Annotated in this window: 22 protein-coding genes; 10 read left to right on the forward strand and 12 right to left on the reverse strand. The window is 73.8% G+C overall.

Annotated elements, in window-relative coordinates; genetic code table 11:
* The first annotated feature begins 72 nt into the window (after positions 1-72).
* Positions 73-1,488, forward strand: coding sequence for an MFS transporter (locus tag HHX31_RS08850; protein ID WP_169946866.1), 1,416 nt, complete (start codon positions 73-75; stop codon positions 1,486-1,488).
* Between the two features lie 41 nt (positions 1,489-1,529).
* Here the strand turns inward: HHX31_RS08850 and HHX31_RS08855 are convergent, their stop codons facing one another.
* The 5 genes from HHX31_RS08855 to HHX31_RS08875 form a co-directional block, all read right to left on the reverse strand.
* Entirely contained in the window at positions 1,530-1,925 is a 396-nt protein-coding gene (locus HHX31_RS08855) for a VOC family protein (RefSeq protein WP_169946868.1), read from the reverse strand.
* Between the two features lie 51 nt (positions 1,926-1,976).
* On the reverse strand, positions 1,977-2,294 hold the full coding sequence (locus tag HHX31_RS08860) for a DUF952 domain-containing protein (RefSeq protein WP_169946870.1): 318 nt from the start codon (positions 2,292-2,294) through the stop codon (positions 1,977-1,979).
* A complete protein-coding gene (locus HHX31_RS08865) occupies positions 2,291-2,959 on the reverse strand; it encodes a TetR family transcriptional regulator (protein ID WP_169946872.1) in 669 nt (222 codons plus the stop codon). The genes HHX31_RS08860 and HHX31_RS08865 overlap by 4 nt, the downstream gene beginning before the upstream one ends.
* Positions 2,960-3,079: 120 nt before the next feature.
* Positions 3,080-3,475 carry a cupin domain-containing protein gene (locus tag HHX31_RS08870; protein WP_169946874.1) on the reverse strand — a complete coding sequence of 132 codons (396 nt, stop codon included), beginning with the start codon at positions 3,473-3,475 and terminating at the stop codon, positions 3,080-3,082.
* 250 nt (positions 3,476-3,725) lie between these two features.
* Positions 3,726-4,049 carry a multidrug efflux SMR transporter gene (locus HHX31_RS08875; protein WP_169946876.1) on the reverse strand — a complete coding sequence of 108 codons (324 nt, stop codon included), beginning with the start codon at positions 4,047-4,049 and terminating at the stop codon, positions 3,726-3,728.
* A 234-nt stretch (positions 4,050-4,283) separates the two neighbouring features.
* Between HHX31_RS08875 and HHX31_RS08880 the strand changes: the two genes are divergently transcribed.
* Entirely contained in the window at positions 4,284-5,831 is a 1,548-nt protein-coding gene (locus tag HHX31_RS08880; protein WP_169946878.1) for an amino acid permease, read from the forward strand.
* On the opposite strand, the gene HHX31_RS08885 is transcribed toward HHX31_RS08880, so the two are convergent.
* Positions 5,763-6,425, reverse strand: a complete 663-nt coding sequence (locus tag HHX31_RS08885; protein ID WP_211589403.1) for a TetR/AcrR family transcriptional regulator — start codon at positions 6,423-6,425, stop codon at positions 5,763-5,765. The two genes, HHX31_RS08880 and HHX31_RS08885, sit on opposite strands and share 69 nt — an antisense overlap.
* A 259-nt stretch (positions 6,426-6,684) precedes the next feature.
* Between HHX31_RS08885 and HHX31_RS08890 the strand changes: the two genes are divergently transcribed.
* From HHX31_RS08890 to atzF, 4 genes are read left to right on the forward strand one after another with little or no spacing between them, the layout of a single operon-like run.
* The gene (locus HHX31_RS08890; protein WP_169946882.1) at positions 6,685-7,500 is read left to right on the forward strand and encodes an urea amidolyase associated protein UAAP1; all 816 of its coding nucleotides are present in this window, start codon (positions 6,685-6,687) and stop codon (positions 7,498-7,500) included.
* Entirely contained in the window at positions 7,497-8,138 is a 642-nt protein-coding gene (locus HHX31_RS08895; RefSeq protein ID WP_169946884.1) for an urea amidolyase associated protein UAAP2, read from the forward strand. Before HHX31_RS08890 ends, HHX31_RS08895 begins: the two co-directional genes overlap by 4 nt.
* Positions 8,135-11,692, forward strand: coding sequence for a 5-oxoprolinase/urea amidolyase family protein (locus HHX31_RS08900; RefSeq protein ID WP_169946886.1), 3,558 nt, complete (start codon positions 8,135-8,137; stop codon positions 11,690-11,692). The genes HHX31_RS08895 and HHX31_RS08900 overlap by 4 nt, the downstream gene beginning before the upstream one ends.
* Positions 11,685-13,340, forward strand: coding sequence for an allophanate hydrolase (gene atzF, locus HHX31_RS08905; RefSeq protein ID WP_169946888.1), 1,656 nt, complete (start codon positions 11,685-11,687; stop codon positions 13,338-13,340). Before HHX31_RS08900 ends, atzF begins: the two co-directional genes overlap by 8 nt.
* Positions 13,341-13,370: 30 nt before the next feature.
* On the opposite strand, the gene HHX31_RS08910 is transcribed toward atzF, so the two are convergent.
* Complete coding sequence (locus HHX31_RS08910; protein ID WP_169946890.1) at positions 13,371-14,597, reverse strand: cytochrome P450; 1,227 nt, start codon at positions 14,595-14,597, stop codon at positions 13,371-13,373.
* 101 nt (positions 14,598-14,698) lie between these two features.
* Between HHX31_RS08910 and HHX31_RS08915 the strand changes: the two genes are divergently transcribed.
* From HHX31_RS08915 to HHX31_RS08930, 4 genes are all read left to right on the forward strand, one after another.
* Complete coding sequence (locus HHX31_RS08915; protein WP_169947307.1) at positions 14,699-15,784, forward strand: TetR/AcrR family transcriptional regulator; 1,086 nt, start codon at positions 14,699-14,701, stop codon at positions 15,782-15,784.
* A 64-nt stretch (positions 15,785-15,848) separates the two neighbouring features.
* Positions 15,849-16,889, forward strand: a complete 1,041-nt coding sequence (locus tag HHX31_RS08920) for a radical SAM protein (RefSeq protein WP_249345721.1) — start codon at positions 15,849-15,851, stop codon at positions 16,887-16,889.
* A 159-nt stretch (positions 16,890-17,048) separates the two neighbouring features.
* On the forward strand, positions 17,049-17,810 hold the full coding sequence (locus HHX31_RS08925; RefSeq protein WP_169946894.1) for a phytanoyl-CoA dioxygenase family protein: 762 nt from the start codon (positions 17,049-17,051) through the stop codon (positions 17,808-17,810).
* Positions 17,811-17,862: 52 nt separating this feature from the next.
* Complete coding sequence (locus HHX31_RS08930; protein WP_169946896.1) at positions 17,863-18,042, forward strand: hypothetical protein; 180 nt, start codon at positions 17,863-17,865, stop codon at positions 18,040-18,042.
* A gap of 10 nt (positions 18,043-18,052) precedes the next feature.
* Here HHX31_RS08930 and HHX31_RS08935 read toward each other — a convergent pair whose 3' ends face one another.
* From HHX31_RS08935 to HHX31_RS08955, 5 genes are all read right to left on the reverse strand, one after another.
* Positions 18,053-18,970, reverse strand: coding sequence for a TIGR03620 family F420-dependent LLM class oxidoreductase (locus tag HHX31_RS08935; protein WP_169946898.1), 918 nt, complete (start codon positions 18,968-18,970; stop codon positions 18,053-18,055).
* A gap of 102 nt (positions 18,971-19,072) precedes the next feature.
* Positions 19,073-19,405, reverse strand: coding sequence for a helix-turn-helix domain-containing protein (locus tag HHX31_RS08940; protein WP_169946900.1), 333 nt, complete (start codon positions 19,403-19,405; stop codon positions 19,073-19,075).
* A gap of 55 nt (positions 19,406-19,460) precedes the next feature.
* The gene (locus HHX31_RS08945; protein WP_311931690.1) at positions 19,461-20,666 is read right to left on the reverse strand and encodes an Ig-like domain-containing protein; all 1,206 of its coding nucleotides are present in this window, start codon (positions 20,664-20,666) and stop codon (positions 19,461-19,463) included.
* 141 nt (positions 20,667-20,807) lie between these two features.
* On the reverse strand, positions 20,808-21,617 hold the full coding sequence (locus HHX31_RS08950; RefSeq protein WP_169946902.1) for an isocitrate lyase/phosphoenolpyruvate mutase family protein: 810 nt from the start codon (positions 21,615-21,617) through the stop codon (positions 20,808-20,810).
* On the reverse strand, positions 21,614-22,771 hold the full coding sequence (locus tag HHX31_RS08955; protein ID WP_169946904.1) for a cytochrome P450: 1,158 nt from the start codon (positions 22,769-22,771) through the stop codon (positions 21,614-21,616). The genes HHX31_RS08950 and HHX31_RS08955 overlap by 4 nt, the downstream gene beginning before the upstream one ends.
* Positions 22,772-23,069 lie beyond the last annotated feature (298 nt).

The raw sequence follows: 23,069 nt of genomic DNA on the forward strand, positions 1-23,069 counted from the left end.
GTGACACGCAACTCGTCGGACCATCTTCTCCGGCCATCACAGGGTGTGCGGCGCCGAGGGCGTTGAGCGGGGATGGCTCGGCTGCTGCGGGAGAGGGCGCGTCCGGCTCGGGTGCGGGAGCACCGGTACGCGCCGTGGTTCGCGGTGGCGGCGGTGTGCGTCGGCGCGTTCATGGGGCAGCTGGACGCGAGCATCGTCGCGTTGATCTTCCCGGCTCTTCAGCGCGGGTTCCATGCGCCGTTGGCGGCGGTGCAGTGGGTGGCGTTGGCCTACCTGCTCACCGTGGTCGCCTTGCTGGCCGGCGCGGGTCGCCTGGCCGACGTCGCGGGGCGCAAGCTGGTCTACCTGTACGGGTTCGTCGTCTTCACCGTCGCGTCGGCGGCATGCGGGTTCGCGCCGTCGCTGCCCGTCCTGGTGGCCTGCCGGGTGGCGCAGGCGGCGGGGGCGGCGATGTTGCAGGCCAACAGCGTGGCTCTGGTGGTGACCAGTGTCCCCCGGCATCGGGTGAGGACGGCGCTGGGAGTCCAGGCCGCCGCCCAGTCGCTGGGTCTGGCCCTGGGTCCGCTGGTGGGCGGATTCATCGTCGCCATGGCCGGCTGGCGATGGGTCTTCCGGATCAACGTGCCGGTCGGGCTGGTGGCCGTGCTCGCCGGCCTTTATCTGCTGCCTCGCACCCGCGAGCGGGCGCATGGCCGCGCCTTCGATCTGACCGGCCTGGTGCTGCTCGCATGCGCCACCTCGGGCCTGCTGCTGGCCGTCTCGGCGGCGTCCGGCATGGGATGGCCGGTCTGGGCGGTCATAGCGCTGCTGGCCGCCGCCGCGGCGTCCGCGCTGGCCTTGCGGGCCAGGGAACGGCACACGGCCGTCCCTCTCCTCGATCCCGCCATGGTGGGCAGGCGCGCGGTGGCGCTGGGGCTGGTCGGCGCGATGTGCGGGTATCTCGTCCTGTTCGGCCCGCTGGTGCTCATCCCGCAGGTGCTGCTCGCCGCGGGTCTGAGCGAGGAGCACGCGGGGCTGGTGCTCAGCGCGCTGCCTGCCGGATTCGCGCTGGCCGCGCTCGCGGCCGATCACCTGCTGCCGCGCCGGTGGGGAAATCGGCCGCGCTGTGTGGCCGGTGCTGTGGCGGCCGCCGCGGCGGCCGGGCTGGCGGCGGCCGGGCCCACGGCTCCCGGCCCGCTCGCCGTCTGCCTGGCCTTGCTGGGCGCGGGTCTCGGCGTGTTCGTCCCGGCCAACAACGCGGCCGTGATGGCCGCCGTTCCGACCCGGTTGTCGGCGACCGCCGGAGGATTGATCAACATGTCACGCGGTGTCGGCACCGCGCTGGGCATCGCCGTCGTCACCCTCGCTCTGTACGCCGCGGGGGGACCGGGAGCCGCCGGGGCGCGGGTCGCCCTGGCGGGTCTCGGGGGTGCGGCGTTGGCCGCCGCGCTGACGGCGGAGCCGCCGTTCGGTACGGGTGCCGCCCACGACGGGGAGGACGACCGGTGATGACCACGGCCGCGGGCGGTCAGGTGGTGGTCAGGTGGTGGTCAGTCGGTGGGAAGGGTGGCGAACAGGTCCACGCCGTTGCCGTCCGGGTCGTGCACCACGGCGTAGCGCTGCCCCCAGAACGCGTCCCATGGCGGCAGGTGACCCTCGTATCCGGCCTTGACCAGGTCCTCGTACACGCGGTCGACCTCTTCGGGGTCGTCGCAGCGGAAGGCGAGCGACATGCCCTGCCCGCCGCCGGGCGTCCAGCCGGGGTCGAGCGAACGGATGGTGTCGACGGTGTCCCAGGCGAGGCGCAGCCCGCCCGGGAGGGTCACCTCCACGTGGGGCTCGGTGTCGGCCGAGGCCGGGATGTCCAGGCCGAGCCGGCGGTAGAAGGACAGGGAGGCGGCCATGTCGGTGACGACAAGGCCGACGAGATCGAACGCAGGTGCCATGTCCGCCACCGTACGGGCGGCCGGGCCTGCCGTCTTGAACGTATCGGACGGTCAGCGGGAGAAGGGCGTGACGGCCGTGACGGCGGCCACCGGGATCGGGCCGTAGATGTGGGGGAATGCCTCGTCCGCCCCTTCTGGCACCTCTCGCCTGACGGGGCAGCCGAGCCGGTCCTCGTCTATCTCCAGCAGCACCAGGGGTTGCGTGACGTCGCGGTAGTAGCGGGCCGCCACTCCCCGCGCCTGGGCCAGGTCGGCGGAGGCGTGGATGTAGCCCTCCTGTTCGAGGGTGCGGCCGAGGGTCGAGACGCGGTATTCGCCCGCGGTGACGGCCGCGTCCCAGTCGGCGGCCAGGGCGAGATGAAAGATCATGGGCTGATCCTGGCAGGTGGCCGGAGCGTGGTGAGCGCGCGGGCCACCGCCTCACGGGCCCGGTCCCTGGAGTCGGGGCGGGCCTCGACGACGTCTTCGACCCACAGGCCCGACAGCAGGCCGGCCACGAAGCGGACCTCCGCCGGCCCGCAGGGGTAACCCGCCCGGTCCAGCACGGTGGCGACGATCCCGTCGCAGCCGTCGGTCCAGGCGCGGGCGATGGCCTGCAGGGCGGGGTCGCGGCCGGCCTGCAGGTACAGCTCCCACAGGCCGAGTTGCCGCAGCCGGTCGGAGGCGTACACGCCGGTGAGCGTCTCGGCGACCGCGGAAGGCGTACGGCCGGGCGGGTGGTCGACGGACTCGCGCATGCGGGCGAGTTCGCGCTCGACGAGCAGGGCGAACGCCTCGGCGAGGAGGTGGTCGCGGCTGGTGAAGTAGTAGGAGGTGGCGGCGAGGGGCAGACCGGCCCGGCGGGCGACGGCGCGGTGGGTCACGGCGGCGAAGCCGCCGTCGCCGAGCAGGTCGACCGCGGCGTCGAGCAGCGTCTCCCGGCGGCGTACGGCACGCTCCTGCGGGCGCCGCGGCTGGGGCGAGACCACGCGCACGGCGACGCCGCGGGCGGGGGCCGCCGCGGGGACGGGCGGGGGCCGGTCCTGGTCGGGCACGGCGTGATCCTCCCCTGGGTCGTCGGGGCTCCCCCTCGGCCGGGAGCCGTCCGGATCGCCGGTGGGTCGCTGACAATCATGCCCTGCCCGGCGTCCGGGTGAGCGTGGGACCGGCGGTGTTCAGGAGCCGAGCGGGTGTCCGGTCGTCGCGTCGACGTGGCCGGGGATCTCGGCGTGGCTGTCGCCGACCGACGATGTCCCGGTGGGTTCGAACATGAGGATCGCGGCGCCGGTGGGAGCGGACGGGCGGTGCTCGGTGCCTCGGGGGACGGTGAAGACCGCGCCCTTGGGGAGCCGGACGGTGCGCTCCCCGCCGGGTTCGCGCAGCGAGATGAGCAGTTCCCCGTCGAGCACCAGGAAGAACTCGTCGGTGTCGTCGTGGACGTGCCAGATGTGGTCGCCCTCCACCTTGGCGATGCGTACGTCGTAGTCGTTGACGTGGGTGACGATGCGCGGGCTCCACAGGTCGTCGAAGGAGGCCAGGGCCTGGCCCAGGGCGATGGGTTCGTTGCTCATGGCTGCATTCTGGCCTCCGTGCGCATGATCCGCGTGAGCCGCCGGGCACCGGCGCGAGGACAAAACGCGCTTCGCGGGGGGAGTCCTCGATCCGCAGGGTTCCGCGGTGGGCGCGGGCGATGTCGCGGGAGATCCTCCCCGGCGGTGCGGACCCGCACCGGCCTGCGTCCCGGGATGGGCGCCCTGACCTGGGCTTTCCCTGGTTCGATCGGGCTGGTTCGATCGGGCCGGTTCGATCGGGCCGGGGCGCTCAGTGCGCGCCCGCGAGGTTGAGCACGGCGACCCCCGTGATGATCAAAGCGATGCCGGCGGCCTTGACGAGGTTCATGTTCTCGCCGAGGAACATGGCGCCGATCAGCGCGATGGCGGCGGTGCCGGTGCCGGCCCAGACCGCGTACGCGATCCCGACGGGCATGCGGAGTTTGAGCGCCCAGGCCAGCAGGAGGAACGAGGCGAGGTAGCCGACGGCGACCACGGCGGTCCAGCCCCAGCGGGTGAGGCCGTCGCTGAGTTTGAGCGCGGTGGTGGCCAGGACCTCCGAGACGATCGCGGCGGCGAGCAGGAGCCAGGCCATGGGGAACCCTTCGGATAAAACTGTACGCTTGTCCCAATTTTACTCGGGCTGGTGCCACAAGGCCATGGGCGGGCCGACCGGGTGCTCCAGGCTTGTGCGCCGGCGCCCCGGGGTTCCCCGGCGCGTGGTGAGGGATGCGTTACGGCGGATGAACGCCGCCGTGACGGCGGGGAAACGACGGCCTCGTACATATCTGTCAACCGACAGAAATCCCCCCAGCTCCCGGAGCCCTCGATGGCTGTCACCGTCCCTCCCCCGCCCACGACCGACGAGAGCGCCCTGAGGGCGTTCGGCTACCGCCAGGAGCTGCACCGCAGCATGGGCAGGTACGCCTCGTTCGCCGCCGGTTTCTCCTTCATCTCGGTGCTGACGACGGTCTTCCAGTTCTTCGCCTTCGGGTATGCCTCCGGCGGCCCGGCCTTCTTCTGGACCTGGCCCGTCGTGCTGGCCGGGCAGATCATGGTGGCCCTCTGCTTCGCCGAGCTGGCCGCCCGCTACCCCATCTCCGGCGCCATCTACCAGTGGTCCACGCGGCTCAGCACGGCGGCGTTCGGCTGGTTCGCCGGATGGATCATGATTCTCGGGCAGATCGTCGTGGTCGCCGCCGCGGCGCTGGCCCTGCAGGTCGTGCTGCCCGCGATCTGGCCGGGCTTCCAGCTCCTCGGCGGCGACCCCGCGCCCACCACCGCGACGGGGGCGGCCAACGCGGCGATCCTCGGCCTCGTCCTGCTGGCGCTCACCACGGTCGTGAACTCCGTCGACAACCGCGTGCTGTCCCGGATCAACAGCGTCGGCGTCACCGCCGAGATCATCGGCGCGGTGCTCATCGTGGTGCTGCTGTTCACCCACGCCGAGCACGGGCCGGGCATCACGTTCAGCACCGGAGGGCACGGCGGGGCCGTCGGCGCGCTGCTGGTCGGCTCGTTCACCGCCGCCTACGTCCTCATCGGGTTCGACAGCGCGGGCGAGCTCAGCGAGGAGACCCGCAGCCCGCGGCGGGTCGCCCCGCGCACCATCCTGACCGCGCTCACGGCCGCCGGGCTGCTCGGCGGGCTCATCCTGTTCGCCGGGCTGCTCGCCGCGCCGAGCCTGACCGACGGACGGCTCGCCACCGAGGGCCTGTCGTACGTGCTCACCAGCAGCCTGGGCGACTGGGTGGGCAAGCTGCTGCTGGCCGACGTGGTGCTGGCGATCACGGTGGCGACCATGGCGATCCAGACCGCCGCCACCCGGATGCTGTTCTCCATGGCGCGCGACGGGGTGGTGCCGATGTCGCGCGCGCTGGCCAGGGTCTCGCCCCGCACCGGCATGCCGACCGGGCCCGCGCTGGTCACGGGGGTGGCCGCGGGGGCCATCCTGCTGCTCAACTTCGCCTCGCCCGAGGCGTTCCTGGCCATCGGCACCACCTGCATCGTGCTGCTCTACCTGGCGTACGCGATGGTGACGGGCCCTCTGCTGTTCCAGCGGCTGCGCGGCGGCTGGCGGGGCGGGGCGCCGGCCGGGGTCGCCGAGGACGGCAGCCGGCTGTTCAGCATGGGCCGGTGGGGGCTGCCGGTCAACGCGCTGGCGTTGTGCTACGGGCTGGGGATGGCGGTCAACCTGGCCTGGCCGAGAGCCGAGGTGTACGCCCCGCTCACCGGCCACTGGTTCTTCCAGTGGTTCACCGTGCTCTTCCTCGCGGCGGTCGTCGCGCTCGGCGCGCTCTACCGGCGGCTACGCCGGCCCGCCGTCCTTGTCCCGCAGGTCGGGCAGATCCCGGTCGGCAACACCGGCCAGGCGTAGCGCCGCGTCGGCGGTGGCGGCGGCCAGCGTCTCCAGGACGTCGGCCGCCATCTCGCCGGGGGCGTCCCTGCGGATCAGGATGACGCCCTCGATCAGCGCGAACAGCAGGTCGGTGCGCAGCGCCCTGGCGCCGGGCGTCAGCGCCGCGCCCGCGGAGGTGGCCGCCAGCAGCCGTCCGTACGTGTCCTTGAGCTCGCCGCGCATGCGCCGGAACTCGGCGAACCGCTCGGTGTGCACCTCCGGCAGGAGGTAGAGCGCGCCCAGGTTGTGCGGGCCCGAGCACAGCAACCTGGCGTCGCAGTGGCACAGCCGCCACAGCCGCTCCTCGGGAGTGCCTCCGGTCAACGTCAGGGAGGTCTCCAGCGAGGGCCGCACCGTGCTCTCCAGCAGTTCGGCGAGGATGTCCTCCTTGCCGCCGAAGTAGTGGTAGATCGACGCCTGCCTGATGCCGGCGCGCTCCGCCATCGCCCTCGTCGAGGTCGCGGCGTAGCCGTGCGTCGTGAACAGCTCCGCCGCGGCCGACAGGATCTCCTCCCGCGGGCTCAGGTCGCCGCGCGGGCGCGCGACGGCGCGCGGCCTGCCGACTCTGCGCACCCCGGATCCTGTCCCCCCGGAACCTGTCCCCCCCGAACCTGTCCCCGCAGAACCGGCCCTCACAGAGGCGGGCCTGCTGGCATCGGGAACGGCGGGACGGGCGCTCATCCCACGATCGTCGCACACGCCCGGCCGGGCTCCGCGGCTGTGCGGTCTCGGTAACGGACGGGAAACCCGGTGGCGCGGGGGAGGAAACACGCGCCGCCTAATTTCTGTCGTGCGACAGAAATTCCTGCCCCCTCTCACAGGAGATCGCGTCATGGCGACCAGCACGACGTACGGCGCGCGAGAGCACGCCCGCGCCCAGGAGGGCACCAGAAGCGAAACGATGCCGGTGGTGCCCGCCTCGGAATGGCCCGTCCCGCCCGACGGCGTCGCCCCCGCCGACCTCGTGTGGGCGGAGACCGTCGCCGGTGGCGGCTACACCCATAGGGTGCTGGCCCGGGGCACGGAGTTGCGCCTCACCGACCTGGCCGGCGACGCCTGCGCGCACCTGCTGCTGTACGTGGACGGCCGCCCCTGGGAACGGCTCAACGTCGCCGACACCGTCAAGGTGCTGTGGAACGCCTACCTCGGCGAGGGCCACCTGCTGCTGTCGGACCAGGGACGCGTGCTGGCCTCCGTGGTCGCCGACACCTCCGGCCGCCACGACACGGTGTGCGGGACCTCCGCCCTGCGGCGCAACACCGGGCGGTACGGCGACGGCTCGCCGCACGGCCCCTCCCCTGCCGGGCGTGAGCTGTTCACGCTGGCCGCGGCCAAGCACGGCCTTGAGCGGCGGGACCTGCCCCCGTCGCTCTCCTTCTTCCAGGGGGTCAGGGTCGGCTCCGACGGCAGCCTGGCCTTCACCGGCTCCGCCGGGCCCGGCGCGTCGGTCACCCTGCGGGCCGAGATGCCGCTGATCGTGCTCATCGCCAACACCGCCCACCCGATCGACCCCCGCCCCGCCTACACCTGCACCCCGCTGGAGGTCCTGGCCTGGCGCGCCCGGCCCACCGGACCCGGCGACCTTCTGTGGCAGGCGAGCCCCGAAGGCCGCCGCGCCTTCCTCAACACCGCGGAGGTGACCCGATGACCCCGCTCAACGCCCCCGTACTGGATGTCACCGTGCCGGATGTCACCGTGCTGGATGCCACCGTGCCGGCCCGTGCGCCCTGGTCGGCGGTCGTCCGCGCCGGGCAGGAGCTGACCATCACCGACCTCGGCGGCAACCAGGCGGTCGACTGCCTGCTGTACGACGCGCACGACACCGCCGTCCGCTACAGCGCCCCCGACACCCTCCACGCCCAGGGCTCCATCTTCCTCACCACCGGCACCGTGCTGATGTCCAACGAGCACACCCCGCTGATGACGGTGGTCGCCGACACCTGCGGCCGCCACGACACCGTCGGCGGCGCCTGCTCCAAGGAGTCCAACACGCTGCGCTACGGACACCACACCTACTCCCAGCACGCCTGCGTGGAGAACTTCCTCATCGAGGGCAGCCGCCACGGGCTCGGCAAACGCGACCTGGTCAGCAACATCAACTGGTTCATGAACGTCCCGATCGAGGCCGACGGCACGCTCGGCATCGTGGACGGCATCTCCGCCCCGGGCCTCGCCGTCACCCTGCGCGCCGAGACCGACGTGCTGGTGCTGGTGTCCAACTGCCCGCAGATCAACAACCCGTGCAACGGCTTCGACCCGACCCCCGTGCGGATGACGGTCCGATGAACACCCTCCTCATCGCCAACCGGGGCGAGATCGCCGTCCGCGTCATCGCCACCGCCCGCCGCCTGGGCCTGCGCACGGTCGCCGTCTACTCCGACGCCGACCGCGGCGCCGCGCACGTCCGCCTGGCCGACCACGCCGTACGGCTCGGCCCCGCCCCCGCCCGGGAGAGCTACCTGGACGCCGGCCGGGTGCTGCGGGCCGCCCTGGACAGCGGCGCGGACGCCGTCCACCCCGGCTACGGCTTCCTGTCGGAGGACGCCGGGTTCGCCCGCCGGGTCGAGGCCGCCGGGCTGGCCTTCGCCGGCCCCACACCCGACCAGATCGACCTGTTCGGGGCCAAGCACACCGCCCGCGCCGCCGCGCGGCGCGCCGGCGTGCCGCTGCTCCCCGGGACGGGCCTGCTGCCCGACCTGGACGCGGCCCTGAGCGCCGCGCGGGACATCGGCTATCCCATCATGCTCAAGGCCACCGGCGGAGGCGGCGGCATCGGCATGCGCGCGTGCCGCGACGAGGGTGAACTCGCCGAGGCGTGGCACAGCGTCGAGCGCACGGCCGCGGCGAGCTTCGCCTCGGCCGGGATGTTCCTGGAACGCCTGGTCGAGGGCGGCCGGCACGTCGAGGTCCAGGTCTTCGGCGACGGCATGGGCGGCGTCGTCACGTTCGGCGACCGCGACTGCTCGCTGCAGCGGCGTCACCAGAAGGTGCTGGAGGAGGCCCCGGCCCCCGGCCTGCCGCCGCGGGTGCGGGCCGCGCTCGCCGACAGCGCCGCCGGCCTGTGCGCGTCGGTGCGCTACCGGTCGGCGGGCACCGTGGAGTTCATCTACGACCCGGTGCGCGCCGAGCCGTACTTCCTGGAGGTCAACACCCGCCTCCAGGTGGAGCACCCGGTCACCGAGGAGATCTACGGCGTCGACCTGGTCGAATGGATGCTGCGCCTCGCCCAGGGCGACGTGAGCCACGTGCGCGCCGCCCTGGGCGACCCGCCCCGGGCCGCCGGTCACGCCGTCGAGGCCCGCGTGTACGCCGAGGACCCGAGCCGCGGCCACCGGCCCAGCGCGGGCCTGCTCACCCGCGTCGAGTTCCCCGAAGGCGTGCGGGTCGACGGCTGGGTTGAGACGGGCACCCAGGTGAGCAGCGCCTACGACCCGATGCTCGCGAAGATCGTCGCCCGCGGCGCGGACCGGGACGAGGCCCTGGACCGGCTGGCCGCGGCGCTGGCCGCCGCCAGGATCGACGGCGTCGAGACCAATCTCGGGCTGCTGCGCGCCGCCGTCGCCGACCCCGCCGTACGGGCGGCCACGCACGGCACCGCCACCTTGGCCGGGCTCACCGACGACTCCCGGCGCGTCGAGGTGGTGCGCCCCGGCACGCTCACCACCGTGCAGGACTGGCCGGGACGGACGGGCTACTGGCAGGTGGGCGTGCCGCCGTCGGGGCCGATGGACGACCGCTCGTTCCGGTACGGCAACGCGGCCCTGGGCAACGACCCCGGGGCGCCGGGGCTGGAGTGCACGATGCGCGGCCCGGCGCTGCGGTTCAGCCACGCCACCACCGTGTGCGTCACCGGCGCGCCCGCGCCCGTGACGGTGGACGGCGTGCCCGTCCCGCAGTGGGAGCCGGTGACGGTGCCCGCCGGCGGCGTGCTGGACGTGGGCACGGCCGAAGGGCCCGGTCTGCGCGTCTACCTGCTGATGGCGGGCGGGTTCGACGTCCCCGCCTATCTGGGCAGCGCCGCGACGTTCACGCTCGGGGGGTTCGGCGGCCACGGCGGCCGGGCCCTGCGCGCCGGGGACGTCCTGCACGGTGGCTACCAGAAAGACGGTGGCTGCCTGAAAGACGGCGCGCAGGGCGGCCCTGAGGGCGGCGAGCGCCCGGAGTTCGGGCGCGACTGGCGGATCGGCGTGGTCGAGGGCCCGCACGCCGACCCCGAGTTCTTCACCGGCGAGGACATCGCCGACTTCTACGCCGCCCGGTGGAAGGTCCACCACAACTCCGCCCGCACCGGCGTGCGCCTGATCGGCCCCAAGCCGCGCTGGGCACGCCTGGACGGGGGCGAGGCGGGCCTGCATCCCTCCAACATCCACGACACGCCCTATTCGGTGGGGGCGGTGGACTACACCGGCGACATGCCGGTGGTGCTCGGCCCCGACGGCCCCTCGCTCGGCGGGTTCGTCTGCCCGGCCACAGTCGTCACCTCGGAACGCTGGAAGCTCGGCCAGTTGCGGCCAGGGGACACCGTGACCTTCGTCCCCGTGCCGTCCCCGGTCGGCGTCCCCGGCGACGGCGGGGTTCTGCACCGCCTCCCCGAGACCGGTGAGCGGCCCTGCGTCACCTACCGGCGCAGCGGGGACGACAACATCCTCGTCGAGTACGGCCCGATGATGCTGGACCTGGGGCTGCGCATGCGGGTGCACGCCCTGTCCGAGGCGCTGTCGGCGGAACTCGCCGCCCGCGAACTGTCCGGCGTCGTCGACCTCACCCCCGGCATCCGTTCGCTGCAGATCCACCTCGATCCGGCCGTGCTCTCCCAGCGCGACCTGCTGGCCGAGCTGCTCCGGCTCGAGGACGGCCTGCCGCCGACGGAGGAGCTGGAGGTGCCGAGCCGGGTCGTCCACCTGCCCCTGTCGTGGGACGACCCGGCCACCAGGGAGGCCATCGACCGCTACATGGCGGGCGTGCGCGACGACGCGCCGTGGTGCCCGTCGAACATCGAGTTCATCCGGCGGGTGAACGGGCTGGACGACGTGGCCGACGTGCACCGTGTCGTCTTCGACGCCGAATATCTGGTGCTGGGGCTCGGCGACGTCTACCTCGGCGCTCCGGTGGCCACCCCGCTCGATCCCCGGCACCGTCTGGTCACCACGAAGTACAACCCCGCGCGCACCTGGACGGCGGAGAACTCCGTCGGCATCGGCGGCGCCTACCTGTGCGTGTACGGGATGGAGGGGCCGGGCGGCTACCAGTTCGTGGGCCGCACCACCCAGGTGTGGTCGAGCTGGCGGCAGCGCGGGGCGTTCCAGCCCGGCTCCCCCTGGCTGCTGCGTTTCTTCGACCGCATCCGCTGGTATCCGGTGACGGCCGACGAGCTGCTCGAACTGCGCGCCGACCTGGCGGCGGGGCGCGGCGAACCCAAGATCGAGGAGGCGGTGTTCCGGCTCGCCGACCACCGCCGGTTCCTGGCCGAGCACGCCGAGTCCATCGCGGCCTTCCAGGAGCGGCAGTCCGCCGCCTTCGCCGCGGAACGCGCCGCCTGGCAGGCGGCGGGCGAGTTCGACCGGGCCGAGCAGCCCAGAGGGCCGGCCGAGACCGAGCTGGAGGTGCCGCCGGGCTGCGCGGTGGTGGAGGCGGAGTTCGCCGCGAGCGTCTGGCAGGTGAGCGTCGCGCCGGGCCTGCGGATCGACGCGGGGCAGCCGCTGGTGGTGCTGGAGGCGATGAAGATGGAGTCCGCCGTACCGGCTCCCGCGGGCGGCGTGGTCGAACGCGTCCTGGTCGCTCCCGGTGACCAGGTGGAGGCGGGCGCCCCGCTGGTGGTGCTGAGGAGCGAGCGTGGCTGAGACGGCGTTGCGAAGGGTCCGCAGGGCCTACGCCAGGATCGCCGAGACCGGCCGTCCTGAGATCTGGATCGACCTGCGGCCACAGGCCGAGGTGGAGGCCGAGGCGGCGGCGGTGGACGCCCGGGTGGCGGGCGGGGAGCGGCTCCCCCTCGCCGGGCGGCTGCTGGCCGTCAAGGGCAATATCGACGTGGCCGGGCTGCCGACCACCGCCGGCTGCCCGTCCTACGCCTACCGTCCGGACGCCGACGCGCCCGCCGTGGCGGCGCTGCGCGCCGCCGGTGCGGTCGTGCTGGGCACCACCAACCTCGACCAGTTCGCCACCGGGCTGGTCGGCACCCGCAGCCCGTACGGCGCGGTGCGCGCCGCCGGAGACCCGGCCAGGATCTCCGGCGGGTCGAGCTCGGGCTCGGCGGTCGCCGTCGCGCTCGGGCTGGCCGACCTCGCGCTCGGCACCGACACGGCGGGTTCCGGCCGGGTGCCCGCCGCGTTCAACGGCATCGTGGGGATCAAGCCCACCCGTGGCCTGGTCCCCGCCGACGGCGTGGTGCCGGCCTGCCGGAGCCTCGACTGTGTCAGCGTCTTCGCCCGCACCCTGCCCGAGGCCCAGCGGGCCCTGGCGCTCATGACCGGCCCCTCCACGCGGCCCGCCGCCCGCCCGGCCCGCCGGCTAGGGCCGTGGCGGGTGGCCGTTCCCGCCACGGCCGCGCTCGGCGTGCTGGCCCCGGGCTGGGCCGAGGCGTTCGAGGCCGCGGCCGGCGCGCTGGCCGCGGCGGGTGCCGAGATCCACCCGATCGACCCTGACCCCTTCCTTGAGGCCGCCACGCTGCTCTACCAGGGGGCGTTCGTCGCCGAGCGGTACACCGCCGTCGGCGCGTTCGTGGAGAAGGGCGGGCCCGACCTGGACCCCACCGTCGCGGCCATCATCACCGCGGCCCGTGACCTGCCCGCCCACCGCCTGTTCGCCGACCGGGAACGCCTCACCGGGCTGCGGGAGCGGGCCATGAGCCTGCTCGGCGACCGCGACGCGCTGCTCCTGCCGGTCACTCCCCGCCATCCCACCCTGGCGCAGGTCGCGGCCGACCCCGTCGGCGTCAACAGCGATCTGGGCCGCTTCACCAACTTCGTCAACCTGTTCGACATGTGCGCTCTCGCCGTGCCCGCCGGGCAGGTGGACGGGCTGCCGTTCGGGGTGATGCTGGCCGGCCGGGCCCACGCCGACGACGACCTGGCCGCCATCGCCGGGCTGCTCAGGCCGGCCGCCCGCCTGGCGGTGGCCGGCGCGCACCTGTCGGGGCAGCCGCTCAACCACGAGCTCACCGCGCGTGGCGCGCGTCTGGTGGCCACCACCACGACCGCCGCGCGCTACCGGCTGCACGCCCTGTCCACCGACCCGCCCAAACCCGGGCTCGTACGGGTCGCCGAGGGCGGCGCGCCGATCGAGTGCGAGGTGTGGGAGATGCCCGCCGCGGGGCTGGGCGACCTGCTCGCGGCCCTTCCCCGCCCGATGGCGCTGGGCCCGGTGGAGCTGTCCGACGGCACGAACGTGCCCGGCTTCCTGTGCGCGCCTGAAGGGCTGGCGGGCGCGGCCGACATCACCGCGTACGGGGGGTGGCGCGCCTACCTCGGGTCGGCGGCGGCCGGTCGCTGACGCGACAGACGCACGGCCGGTGGGCCGTGGCTACGGCGTCACCGGCGACAGGGTCACCGGCAGCGCGGTCAGCCGCCACATGCCGGGGTCGGGGGCGCGCAGGTCGTCGGCCGGTGCGGCCATGGCCAGGCCGGGGAAGCGGCGCAGCAGCGCGCTGATCGCGGCCTGGGTCTGCACGCGGGCGAGGGACGCGCCCAGGCAGAAGTGCGGCCCGTGGGAGAACCCCAGGTGGCCGGCGCCGGGCGCCCGGGTCACGTCCAGCCGCTCGGGGTCGGAGAACACCCGGGGGTCGCGGTTGGCCGCGGCGACCAGGGCGGTGACCTTCGCGCCCTCCGGCACGGTCGTGCCGTACAGTTCGACGTCCTCACGGGCATGGCGCGGGATCGCCAGCAGCGCGGGGCCGCACCAGCGGATGAGCTCCTCGACGGCGGCGGGCATCAGCGCGGGATCGGCGCGTACGGCGGTCAGTTGGCCGGGGTGGGCCAGCAGGGCGGCGACGGCGTTGGCGATCAGGTTGGTCGGCGTCTGCCCGGCGAGGACCAGGTGCCAGACCATGGTCACGATCTCGGTGTCGCTCAGCCGGTCGCTGTCCTCGGCCCCGTCGCCGTCGTCGCCGTGGGCGCGGACGAGGTCGGCCAGCACGCCGCCGGCCGCGCCGGGCTCCGCGCGGGCGGCGGCGACGGCGGCCTTGGCGCCCGCGATGATGCCCGGGATGGCCCGCTCGAAGTCCGCGCCCGCGCCGGCGGCGATGATGGCGCCCCATTCGCGCCACTGCGGGCGGTCCCGCTCGGGGATGCCGACGAGCGCGCAGATGACGTCCATCGGCAGCGGCCGGGCGAAGTGGCGCAGCAGGTCGACCTGTCCGCCTTCCGCGTGCGTCGGCAGGTCGTCGAGCAGGGCGTCGACGGCGGCCTCGATCCGGGGGCGGAACTCGGCCGCGCGCCGGGGGGTGAAGGCGGGGGCGGCCAGTTTGCGCAGGCGCGCGTGCTCGGGGCCCTGCATCTCGCTCATGGTCCGCATGTACGGCAGGCAGTCGTCGGGGACCTGCGGGCGCATGAAGCTGTCGGCGGTCATGGGGAAGCGGGCGTCGCCGAGCATCGCACGCGCGCCGTCGTGCCTGGTGAGGGCCCATATGGGGCCGAGTCCCGGGATCAGCAGCCGCGCGAGCGGCGCGGCCTCCCGCGCTCGTCCGTACACGGTGAAGGGGTCGCGCAGGACCTCGGGGTCGGTGAGGTCCACCTCGGGCAGGGAAGTCACAGCGGCTCCAAATGTTAATGCCAGATGTTCATGTCATCTGGATGGCGACGGTATCTTGGACCTCGCCGTACGGCAAGCGGCGTACGCGGACGAGGAGATCGATGGAACGCCTCACGAGGGCCGAGCTGCAGGCGCGCAACCGGGCCAGGGTGCTGGCCGCCGCCCGGGAGGAGTTCGCCGAGCGCGGGTTCCGCGACGCCAAGGTCGACGCGATCGCCGACCGGGCGGGACTCACCCGCGGCGCCGTCTACTCCAACTTCCCCGGCAAGCGGGCCCTGTACTTCTCGGTGCTGGCCGACCTCGCCGAGCGGGAGGCGGGCCTGGACGACCCGGACGGCCCGGACCACCTGGGCGACGCGGCGTCCGGAGTGGGCACGACGGGGGAGGCGCTCGCCGCGTTCGCCCGCGCCTGGGTCTCCCGGCTTCCGCTGGCCACCGACGGCCCGGCCAGGCTCGGCATGGACCTGCTGCCCGAGGTGCTCGCCGACCAGCGGGTCCGCCAGCCGTTCGCGCAGTTGATGAAGCTCAACGCGATCCTGCTCGGGCTCGCGCTCGAGGGCCTCGGCGGTTCCGGGCGTATGGTGCGGGTCGCCGAGGTCGCCCTGACCACCCTGTACGGCGCGAGCCAAATGGCCGACGCGGCGCCCGGGTTCGCCGAGCCGTTCGACGTCGTCACGGCGTGCGCCGCCCTGGCCGGCCTGGATCTCGGCGACCGGTGGGACGCCCCCCACCTGCCGTTCGTCCCTCGTGCCCGGCCGTGCGACGGGCCGTGGTCGCCGCCGCCCGCGGTGGACGCGCTGCGCGGCGGACCCGCCCCGCTCACGCGCGACGGCGTGGTGGCGGTCCTCGGGCTGCACCGGCTGGAGGCCGTGGAGGAGGCGGTGCGGGCCGTGCCGCCCGCCGGGGAGGTCACCGTGGTCCTGGTCACCGGGGACCCCGGCGAGCTGGGGCCGCTGGCCAGGCTGGCCCTCGCCGAGCTGCGGTCCTGCCTGCGGCGTGCGGTGCCTGCGTCGGCCTGGCCGCGCCTGCGCGTGGTGCACGACGAGGAGGGGGCGATCGCGGCGGCGGCCGGGGTGAGCGCCGTGAGCGACGGGACAGAGGCGGCCGTGCTGGTGCGGTCGGGCCGCGTGGCCGCCCGCGCGGACGGGTACGGCGCCTGTCACGCCGCCGCCTCCGCCGGCCTGTGACCGCGCGCGACGCGCGGGCGAGAACGCTTGGCGTGACGGTCGAATGCGTGTTCTACTGAACCTCATGCGTCGCGACGCCACTTCCCGCGCGGGGGACCAGAGCCCGGCGCGGCCCCGCGTGCGTGAGACGGTGCAGGAGCCGCTCGTCGGTGAGGGGCCCGCCCGGCCGCGCATCGAACGGCAGGCCGTCACCCGCGTCTTCGACGGCATCACCTGCTACGAGGTGCCGGCCCGCGCGGCGCTGGAGCGGGTGCCCGAGGCCGCCGAGCTGCCCTTCGCGTGGGGCGCGAGCCCCTATCGCGGCTGCGAGGCGGGCTGCGGCTACTGCACCGCCCGTCGCGGCCACCGCTACCTGGGCCTGGACCCCGGCGGCGACTTCGCCACGAAGATCGTGGTCAAGACCGACCTGGCCCGGCGACTGCGGCGCGAGCTGGCCTCCCCCCGCTGGGACGGCGAGCCGGTCGCGCTGGGCCTCACCGGCGACTGCTACCAGCCGGCCGAGGAGATCTACCACCTGATGCCCGGTGTCATCCGGGCCCTCGCCGACGCGGCCAACCCGTTCACCGTGCTCACCAAGAGCCCTCTGATCCTGCGCGACCTGGACCTGTTACGCGACGCCGCGAAGGTGACCCAGGTCGGCGCCCTGGTGTCGGTCGGCTTCGTCGACGACCGCCTGCGGCGCGCCGTCGAGCCGGGGGCCGCGACGCCGCAGCGGCGCCTGGAGGTGTGCGCCACGCTGAACGAGGCCGGCATCCCCTGCGGGGTGCTGATGGCCCCGATCCTGCCGCTCATCACCGACTCCACCGACCACCTGCAGGCCACCGTACGGCGGGCGGCCGAGGCGGGCGCGGTCAGCGTGACGCCCGTCGTGCTGCGCCTGCCGGCCGGGGCCCGGGAGTGGTACATGCGGTGGCTGGAGCGCGAGCACCCCGGTCTCGTGCCGCGTTATCAGGCGTTGTACGGCAAAGGCCAGGTCGCCGAGGAGGGCTACCGGCTGCGGATCGCCGAGCAGGTGCGGGCCCTCGCCGAGACCTACGGCATCGGCAGGGACGCCCGGCGCTGGCGGCGCCGGCGCTCCCCCGCCCGCCAACTCGCCCTCGTCTGACCGGAGCACCTGTCTGAGTGGAGCCCTCGTCTGACCGAAGCCCTCGTGACCGAAGCCCTTGGCCCGCACCCGCCGGCTCGGCGAGCTTTCCGGCGGCGGGCCGGGCGCGGCGGCGTAAATCCGTCGACACCGAGCACGGGAGGTCGCTAGCGTCGCGGCATGGCCATATTCACCGACGCAGACCTCGACCGCTTCGTCTCCGACGGATTTCTCAAGGTGGAGGAGGCCTTCCCCCGCGAGACCGGAGACCGGATCAGGGAGCGGCTGTGGCGGCAGATCGGGCTGTCCCCCGACCGGCCCGAGGACTGGACGCGGCCGGTGGTGTGGGCGGCCCCCGACCCGACGGGCCAGGGCCCGGTCGGTGAGGCGATGCGCGACCCACGCCTGACCGAGGCGCTCGACCTGATCGCCGGCAAGGGCGGCTGGGAGCCGCGCGGCACCATCGGAAACACGCCGGTCCGCTTCCCCCACCCCTCCGACGCGGGCGACACCGGCTGGCACATCGACCAGAACGACCCCGGCCCCGCCGGCGCCTGGGGCACCGTCGCCCTGCGGTCCCGCACGATGCTCGTGCTGGTCCTGCTGTCGGAGGTCGGCCCCGACGACGCGCCCACCCGCATCAGGACCGGATCGCACCTCGACACCGTCCGCCTGCTGGAGCCGTACGGCGAGCAGGGCCTGGAGTTCTTCGCCTCCGGCCCGCTGCTGGACGAGGCGACCGCGCACCGGCCCGTGACGTACGCGACGGGGCTGCCCGGCGACGTCTACCTGTGCCACCCGCACCTCGTCCACGCCGCCCAGCCCCACCACGGGACGAGGCCGCGTTTCATGTCGCAGATCCCGTTCTTCCTGACGGAGCCGCTGGCCCCCGGCGACACCACCCCCCTCGCGCGGGCCGTACGGCTCGGGCTCGGCGGCTGAGCGGCCGCCATCCGACCGGCCGGGCGCGGGACGGGGGCAGTAGTCTGCGTCCATGTTCCACCGCAAACCCATCGAGGAGCGCATAGCCGAGCGCGTCGCCAAACGCCCTCCGCTCAAGGAGGGCAAGCACTTCGAGCACCGGCCCGCGCTGATCGTGTTCTGCGCGGTCATCGCGCTCGCCGCAGTGAAGATCGTGGGTGCGTTCTTCCTGATGAAGTGGGGCGTCCAGTAGGACGCCCCACTCACGCGGTGGGCCGGACGCCCGCGCCGGTGAGGCCGCTGGCGGGCAGCAGCGCGTCGCCGAGCATCCGCCACTGCGGCATCGCGGACCGCCCCGGCTCGATGCCGATCACCTGGACCGCCACGTGGTCGGCGCCGGCCTCGACATGGCCGCGCAGCTTGGCAACGACGGTGTCCGGGTCGCCCCAGAACACCAGGTCGTCGACGAGGCGGTCGCTGCCGCCGTTCGCGATCTCCTCGTCCGGGTAGCCCAGCCGGCGGAACTTGGCGATGTTGTAGGGCGAGGTCAGGTAGGGGTGCAGGTGCTCCCTGGCGACCGCGCGGGCTCTGGCGGGGTCGCGCTCGAACAGCACCGCGTGCTCGACGCCCAGGAACGCGCCGGGCCCGAGGATCTCCCGCGCCCGCGCGGTGTGCGCCACGGTGACGTGGTAGGTGAGGGCGCCGGCGGCGCGGTCGCGGGCCAGTTCGAGCATCTTCGGCCCGTACGCGGCCAGGATGCGGCGTATCGGGGTCTCCGGCCGGGGGTTGGGCGTCTCGATCCCGTCCATCTCGTCGAGGTATCCGGCCATGGCCGCCAGCGGGGTGACCCCCGGCTGCGGCACGCCGCCGAACCCCAGGCCGAGAACGTGCCGCCCGGGATAGGCGTCGGCCAGCAGTAGCGCGGCGCCGTACGCGTAACGGGCCTGGCGTGACCAGATCTGCGCGATGCCGTTGACGACGCGCAACCGGCGCGTGCTCGACAGCAGGTAGCCGGCGTGCGTGAACGCGTCGCGTCCCATCAGTTCGGGGATCCAGACCACCGGCCAGCCGCGTTCCTCCAGTTCCCGCACCGACTCGCGGATCAGCGCGGCCGGCTGGTGCTCGAAGTCGAAGGTGTAGATCCCGAATCCGCCCAGATCCAGGCCGTCGAGGTCGCCCATCGCCATCTCCTCGTACTCGCGACCAATTCAAATCGAAGTATCGCATATTTTCGATATGAGGTGCCGAGAGGCCCATGCGCCCCGCGCGGGCTTATGGCTGGATCAGAGGGTCTCCCCCAAGGTGGCGACGAGCCGGGCGATGCGCTGCTCGTCGCGCTTGTAGTGGGTCCACTTGCCCACCCGTGTGGCCTTCACCAGGCCCGCCCGCTGTAACTCGGCCATGTACGCCGACACCGTCGACTGCGCGAGCCCCGCCCTGGCCTGGATGTGACTCACGCACACGCCCACCTCGGCGGGGTCGGCGATCGCGCCCTCCAGCGGGAAGTGGCGCTCGGGGTCGCGCAGCCACACCAGCAGTTGCAGCCGCATCGGGTTCGACAGCGCGCGCAGCGCCTCGACCAGGCCGGGGTCCGGTGAGCTCGCGGTCTCCTCCACGCCCCCAGGCTACAGTCGCCCCAGCGATGTTCCGGAGTTCGTCGATCCGCCCGGATCAGGTCTCCAGCGCGCTGCCCTGCTGCCACTTGCTGAACGGCATCTGCCAGAAGCCCCAGCCGTTGTTCCACTCCAGGGCCCGGTCGGTGCCGACGATCTTGACGATGTCGCCCCGGTGGAAGTTGTCGTAGTACCACTTGGCGTCGTTGGGGTGGGCGTTGATGCAGCCGTGGCTCACGTTGGCCCGGCCCTGGGAGCCGACCGACCACGGCGCGCCGTGGACGTACTCCCCGCTGTTGGAGATGCGCACCGCGTGGTTGACGATCTCCTTGTAGTACCCGGGCTCGCCCTCCTTCTTGCCGGGAGAGATCATCGTGACCGGGTTACCGCGTTCCATGGTCAGGTGGACGCCGCTGGTGGTGGTGTACTCACGGGTGGTCGCCTTGCCCGCGCTGATCTTCATGGTCTTCACGACCTTGCCGTCGCGCCTGACCACCATCATGTGGGTCCTGGTGCTGACCGAGCTGATCCAGGCCGCGCCGATCTTGATGGTCGTGCTGTGGTCCTCGACGCCGTAGGTGTCCGGCCCGGCCTTCACGCCGGTCAGGTGCGCGGTGAACTTGACCTTCTGGTGCGCGGGCCAGTACTTGGCCGTCCGGTAGATGACGTACTTGTCGTCGATCCACCGCCAGGCGCCCTTGACCGGCTTCTCCGCGTCCACCTCGAGCGCCTGCTCCACGGCGGCCTTGTCCTGCACCGGCGCGTTGAACCTCACCATGATCGGCATGCCGACGCCGACGGTCTCCCCCTTGATGCCGGGGGTGACGTCGATGACCTCCAGCCCCACCTTGGGCTTGAGCGTGGTGAAGTTGCTGGTCGCGGTCGCGGGGCCGCCCTCGCCCTTGGCCTTGGCCGACACCGTGTATCTGCTGGAGGGCTTGAGCGGCTGCTTGGAAGTCCACTTGGTGCGGGCCGCGTCGAACTCGCCCTCGACCGGCTCGCCGCCCGCCAGGACCGTGACCTCCTCCAACTCGCCGTTGGCGGCGGTGACGACCACGGTCTTGTCGGGACGCACCTTGGCGCTGCCCGTCGCGGGGCTGATCTTGATGGCGGGGGCGGGGACGGCGGGCGCGGCGTCGCCGGTGTTCCCGCCCGCGGGACCGCCCGGCGCCTCCGGCCCTCCGGAGCATGCCGACAGCGCCGCGGCCAGCGTCACGGCGACCGCGGCGACCGGCCACCTCGAACGACTTCCAGTGCTCAGCACAGCTACTACTCCCCCATCAGCGCGAAGGGCACCATAAGACCTTATTCGGGGTTGCCTCCTGAGTTGTCATTTTCTCCGCCGCTAAGGTCACATTTCGGTCACCGCTCCGCTCGTCTGTCAATGTTGACGGTAAGGTGCGGGTCAAGACTGATCAAGTGGCTGGTCAGTGTCCGCCGCGAGAAGCGCCACCACGTCCGCGTACGCGGGGAGGCCCGCGGGGACGTCCCCGCCTCCGGCCACCGCACGGGCGGTTTCCCGCACGGCGTGCAGGGCGGCCCGCAGGAGCAGCGACCCGGTGCTGACGCGCCGGACGCCGAGCGCGGCCAGACCGGCGACCGTGTGCCTGCCGGGCAGGAACAGCACGTTGAGCGGCAGGTCGACCGCCTCGGCCAGCGCCCGCACGTCGTCGCCGTCGGCGACCCCGGGCACGAAGACGCCGTCGGCCCCCGCCCCGGCGAAGGCCCGCTGCCGGGCGAGGGTCTCGCGCAGATCCCCGGCGCCCAGCCAGAAGGTGTCGGTGCGGGCGTTGACGAACAGGCCGGGCGCCCGCGACTTGACGGCCGCGATCGTCTCGCACCGCTCGCCGATATCGGCCAGCGTGCCGTCGGGACGGCCGTCCTCGATGTTGACACCGGCCACCCCCAGGGCGGCCAGTTCGGCGGCGACCCCGGCGACCCCCTCCGGCGTGTCCGCGAAGCCGCCCTCAATGTCCACCGACACCGGGCACGGCAGGCGGGCCAGCCGCCGGGCCAGCGCCAGCGTCTCGGTCATGGTCGCGCCGGTCGCGTCGGGCTTGCCCGCCGCCGCCGCGACGCCGAGGCTGGTCGTGCCGACCGCGGCGAACCCGGCGGCGGCCAGGACGGCCGCCGACGCGTGATCCCAGGCGTTGGGCAGCACCAAGGGCCGCTCCCCGTGATGAAGCGCCCGGAACGTCTCGGCGTGCGTGCTCATCGGGGTCCCTCCGCCGTCTCGCGATCGTGTCTTGCTGTGTCGTGTCCTTCGGGGCCGTGCCTTTCTGGGCCGTGCCTTTCTGGGCCGTGCCTTTCTGGGCCGTGTCCTTCGGGATGGGCGAGCCAGAGACTGGCCGGCACGCGCAGGTTCCGCGACGGCTCGTACGGGATCTGCTCGTACAGGATCTGCTCGGACGAGATCCGGGGGTCGGCGAGCCGGTGACCGGCCGCGGCCTCCACGACGCCCGCCGCCAGGGCGAGCGCGGCGTCCTCCCCCGGGCAGGGCCTGATCCCGTCGCCGAAGCCCAGGTGCCGGCCACCCCGCCCCCGCCCGTACGGGTCGAAACGGTGCGGGTCGGGGAAGACCTCCGGGTCCCGGTTGGCCGCCGCCAGGTCAAGCACGAGGACGGCCCCCGCCGGCACGGGGAGTCCCCCGGCCGTGGCGTCCTCGGCGGCCACCCGGCGCGTGAGCCGTACGGGCGGGTCCCACCGGAGGATCTCGGCCAGCAGCGCCTCGGCCCGCCACCCCGGTGCGGGCGTGGCCGGCAGGCGCGCGACGACGGCGAGGGCGTTGCCCACCAGGCCGGCGGTGGCGTCGCACGCCTGGACCAGCACCCCGGCCACGGCGGCCAGCAAGCCCGGCTCGGGCGCGTCCCCTCCGCCGAGCGCGTCGGCCAGCACGCCCACCGCCGCGTCGGCCGCCTCCCTGCCGGGCGGCGCGCCGGCGGACGGGAGGTGGTAGGCGGCGGCGATGGCCGTGACGGCGGCGACCACCTCCTCCCGCCGGTCCCCCGGCACGCCGAGCCGGGTGGCGAGGACGCCGACCGGGACGCGGCGGGCGATCCTGGCCATCACGTCGACGGGCGCACCGCCCGCCAGTTCGGCCCGTGTCCGTTCGCGGGCCTCGCCGCGCAGCCGTACGGGGTCGAGAGCGTCGAGCAGTCCCTGCGCGCGCGACCGGCGGCGGGCGTGCTCGGGGCCGTTGGCGAACCTGCTGACCGCTCCCCGCAGCCAGGCCATGCCCGGCCCGGAGCCCGTTCCAAGCGCTGCGGCGGGGGCGGCCGGGACGTGGAAACGGGGGTCGGCGAGCACGGCGCGCACGTCCGCGTGCCGGGTGAGCCGCCGTTCTCCAGCGGCGGGTGGATCTGTCGTCATCGGTGGCCGGGGGCGCGCGGAGGCGGGCCCCCTCCTCCTTCCGGGCTCGTCGTATCCCGGCAGGCTAGGACCCGGATCCTTCGACCCCCGTCGAAACATGAATGTTTCAGGCCTTAACGTGCATTGTGCGGCTTATGCGGCTTTGGACCTTTCCAACGGTCGCCGCTCGGGTTATCAACAGGCGGGAAGGCGATCACGACCCGGCGCCTTCCGAGCTCCGCTCCACGCCCCACTGAGGTACCGGCTCCACGCGCCGGATCACCGGCGTCGACACCTGCACGCCCACTGGGCACCACCG

This window comes from Microbispora sp. H11081 (assembly GCF_012999535.1).
GTDB lineage: Bacteria > Actinomycetota > Actinomycetes > Streptosporangiales > Streptosporangiaceae > Microbispora.

Bases quoted from the DNA above. Each gene is read 5' to 3' on its own strand.
- HHX31_RS08870 (WP_169946874.1), bottom strand. From the start codon at position 3,475: ATGAGCAACGAACCCATCGCCCTGGGCCAGGCCCTGGCCTCCTTCGAC.
- HHX31_RS08895 (WP_169946884.1), top strand. From the start codon at position 7,497: ATGACCCCGCTCAACGCCCCCGTACTGGATGTCACCGTGCCGGATGTC.
- HHX31_RS08915 (WP_169947307.1), top strand. From the start codon at position 14,699: ATGGAACGCCTCACGAGGGCCGAGCTGCAGGCGCGCAACCGGGCCAGG.
- HHX31_RS08920 (WP_249345721.1), top strand. From the start codon at position 15,849: ATGCGTCGCGACGCCACTTCCCGCGCGGGGGACCAGAGCCCGGCGCGG.
- HHX31_RS08860 (WP_169946870.1), bottom strand. From the start codon at position 2,294: ATGATCTTTCATCTCGCCCTGGCCGCCGACTGGGACGCGGCCGTCACC.
- HHX31_RS08950 (WP_169946902.1), bottom strand. From the start codon at position 21,617: ATGAGCACGCACGCCGAGACGTTCCGGGCGCTTCATCACGGGGAGCGG.
- HHX31_RS08890 (WP_169946882.1), top strand. From the start codon at position 6,685: ATGGCGACCAGCACGACGTACGGCGCGCGAGAGCACGCCCGCGCCCAG.
- HHX31_RS08900 (WP_169946886.1), top strand. From the start codon at position 8,135: ATGAACACCCTCCTCATCGCCAACCGGGGCGAGATCGCCGTCCGCGTC.
- HHX31_RS08935 (WP_169946898.1), bottom strand. From the start codon at position 18,970: ATGGGCGACCTCGACGGCCTGGATCTGGGCGGATTCGGGATCTACACC.
- HHX31_RS08850 (WP_169946866.1), top strand. From the start codon at position 73: ATGGCTCGGCTGCTGCGGGAGAGGGCGCGTCCGGCTCGGGTGCGGGAG.
- HHX31_RS08855 (WP_169946868.1), bottom strand. From the start codon at position 1,925: ATGGCACCTGCGTTCGATCTCGTCGGCCTTGTCGTCACCGACATGGCC.
- HHX31_RS08930 (WP_169946896.1), top strand. From the start codon at position 17,863: ATGTTCCACCGCAAACCCATCGAGGAGCGCATAGCCGAGCGCGTCGCC.
- HHX31_RS08955 (WP_169946904.1), bottom strand. From the start codon at position 22,771: ATGACGACAGATCCACCCGCCGCTGGAGAACGGCGGCTCACCCGGCAC.
- HHX31_RS08925 (WP_169946894.1), top strand. From the start codon at position 17,049: ATGGCCATATTCACCGACGCAGACCTCGACCGCTTCGTCTCCGACGGA.
- HHX31_RS08875 (WP_169946876.1), bottom strand. From the start codon at position 4,049: ATGGCCTGGCTCCTGCTCGCCGCCGCGATCGTCTCGGAGGTCCTGGCC.
- HHX31_RS08880 (WP_169946878.1), top strand. From the start codon at position 4,284: ATGGCTGTCACCGTCCCTCCCCCGCCCACGACCGACGAGAGCGCCCTG.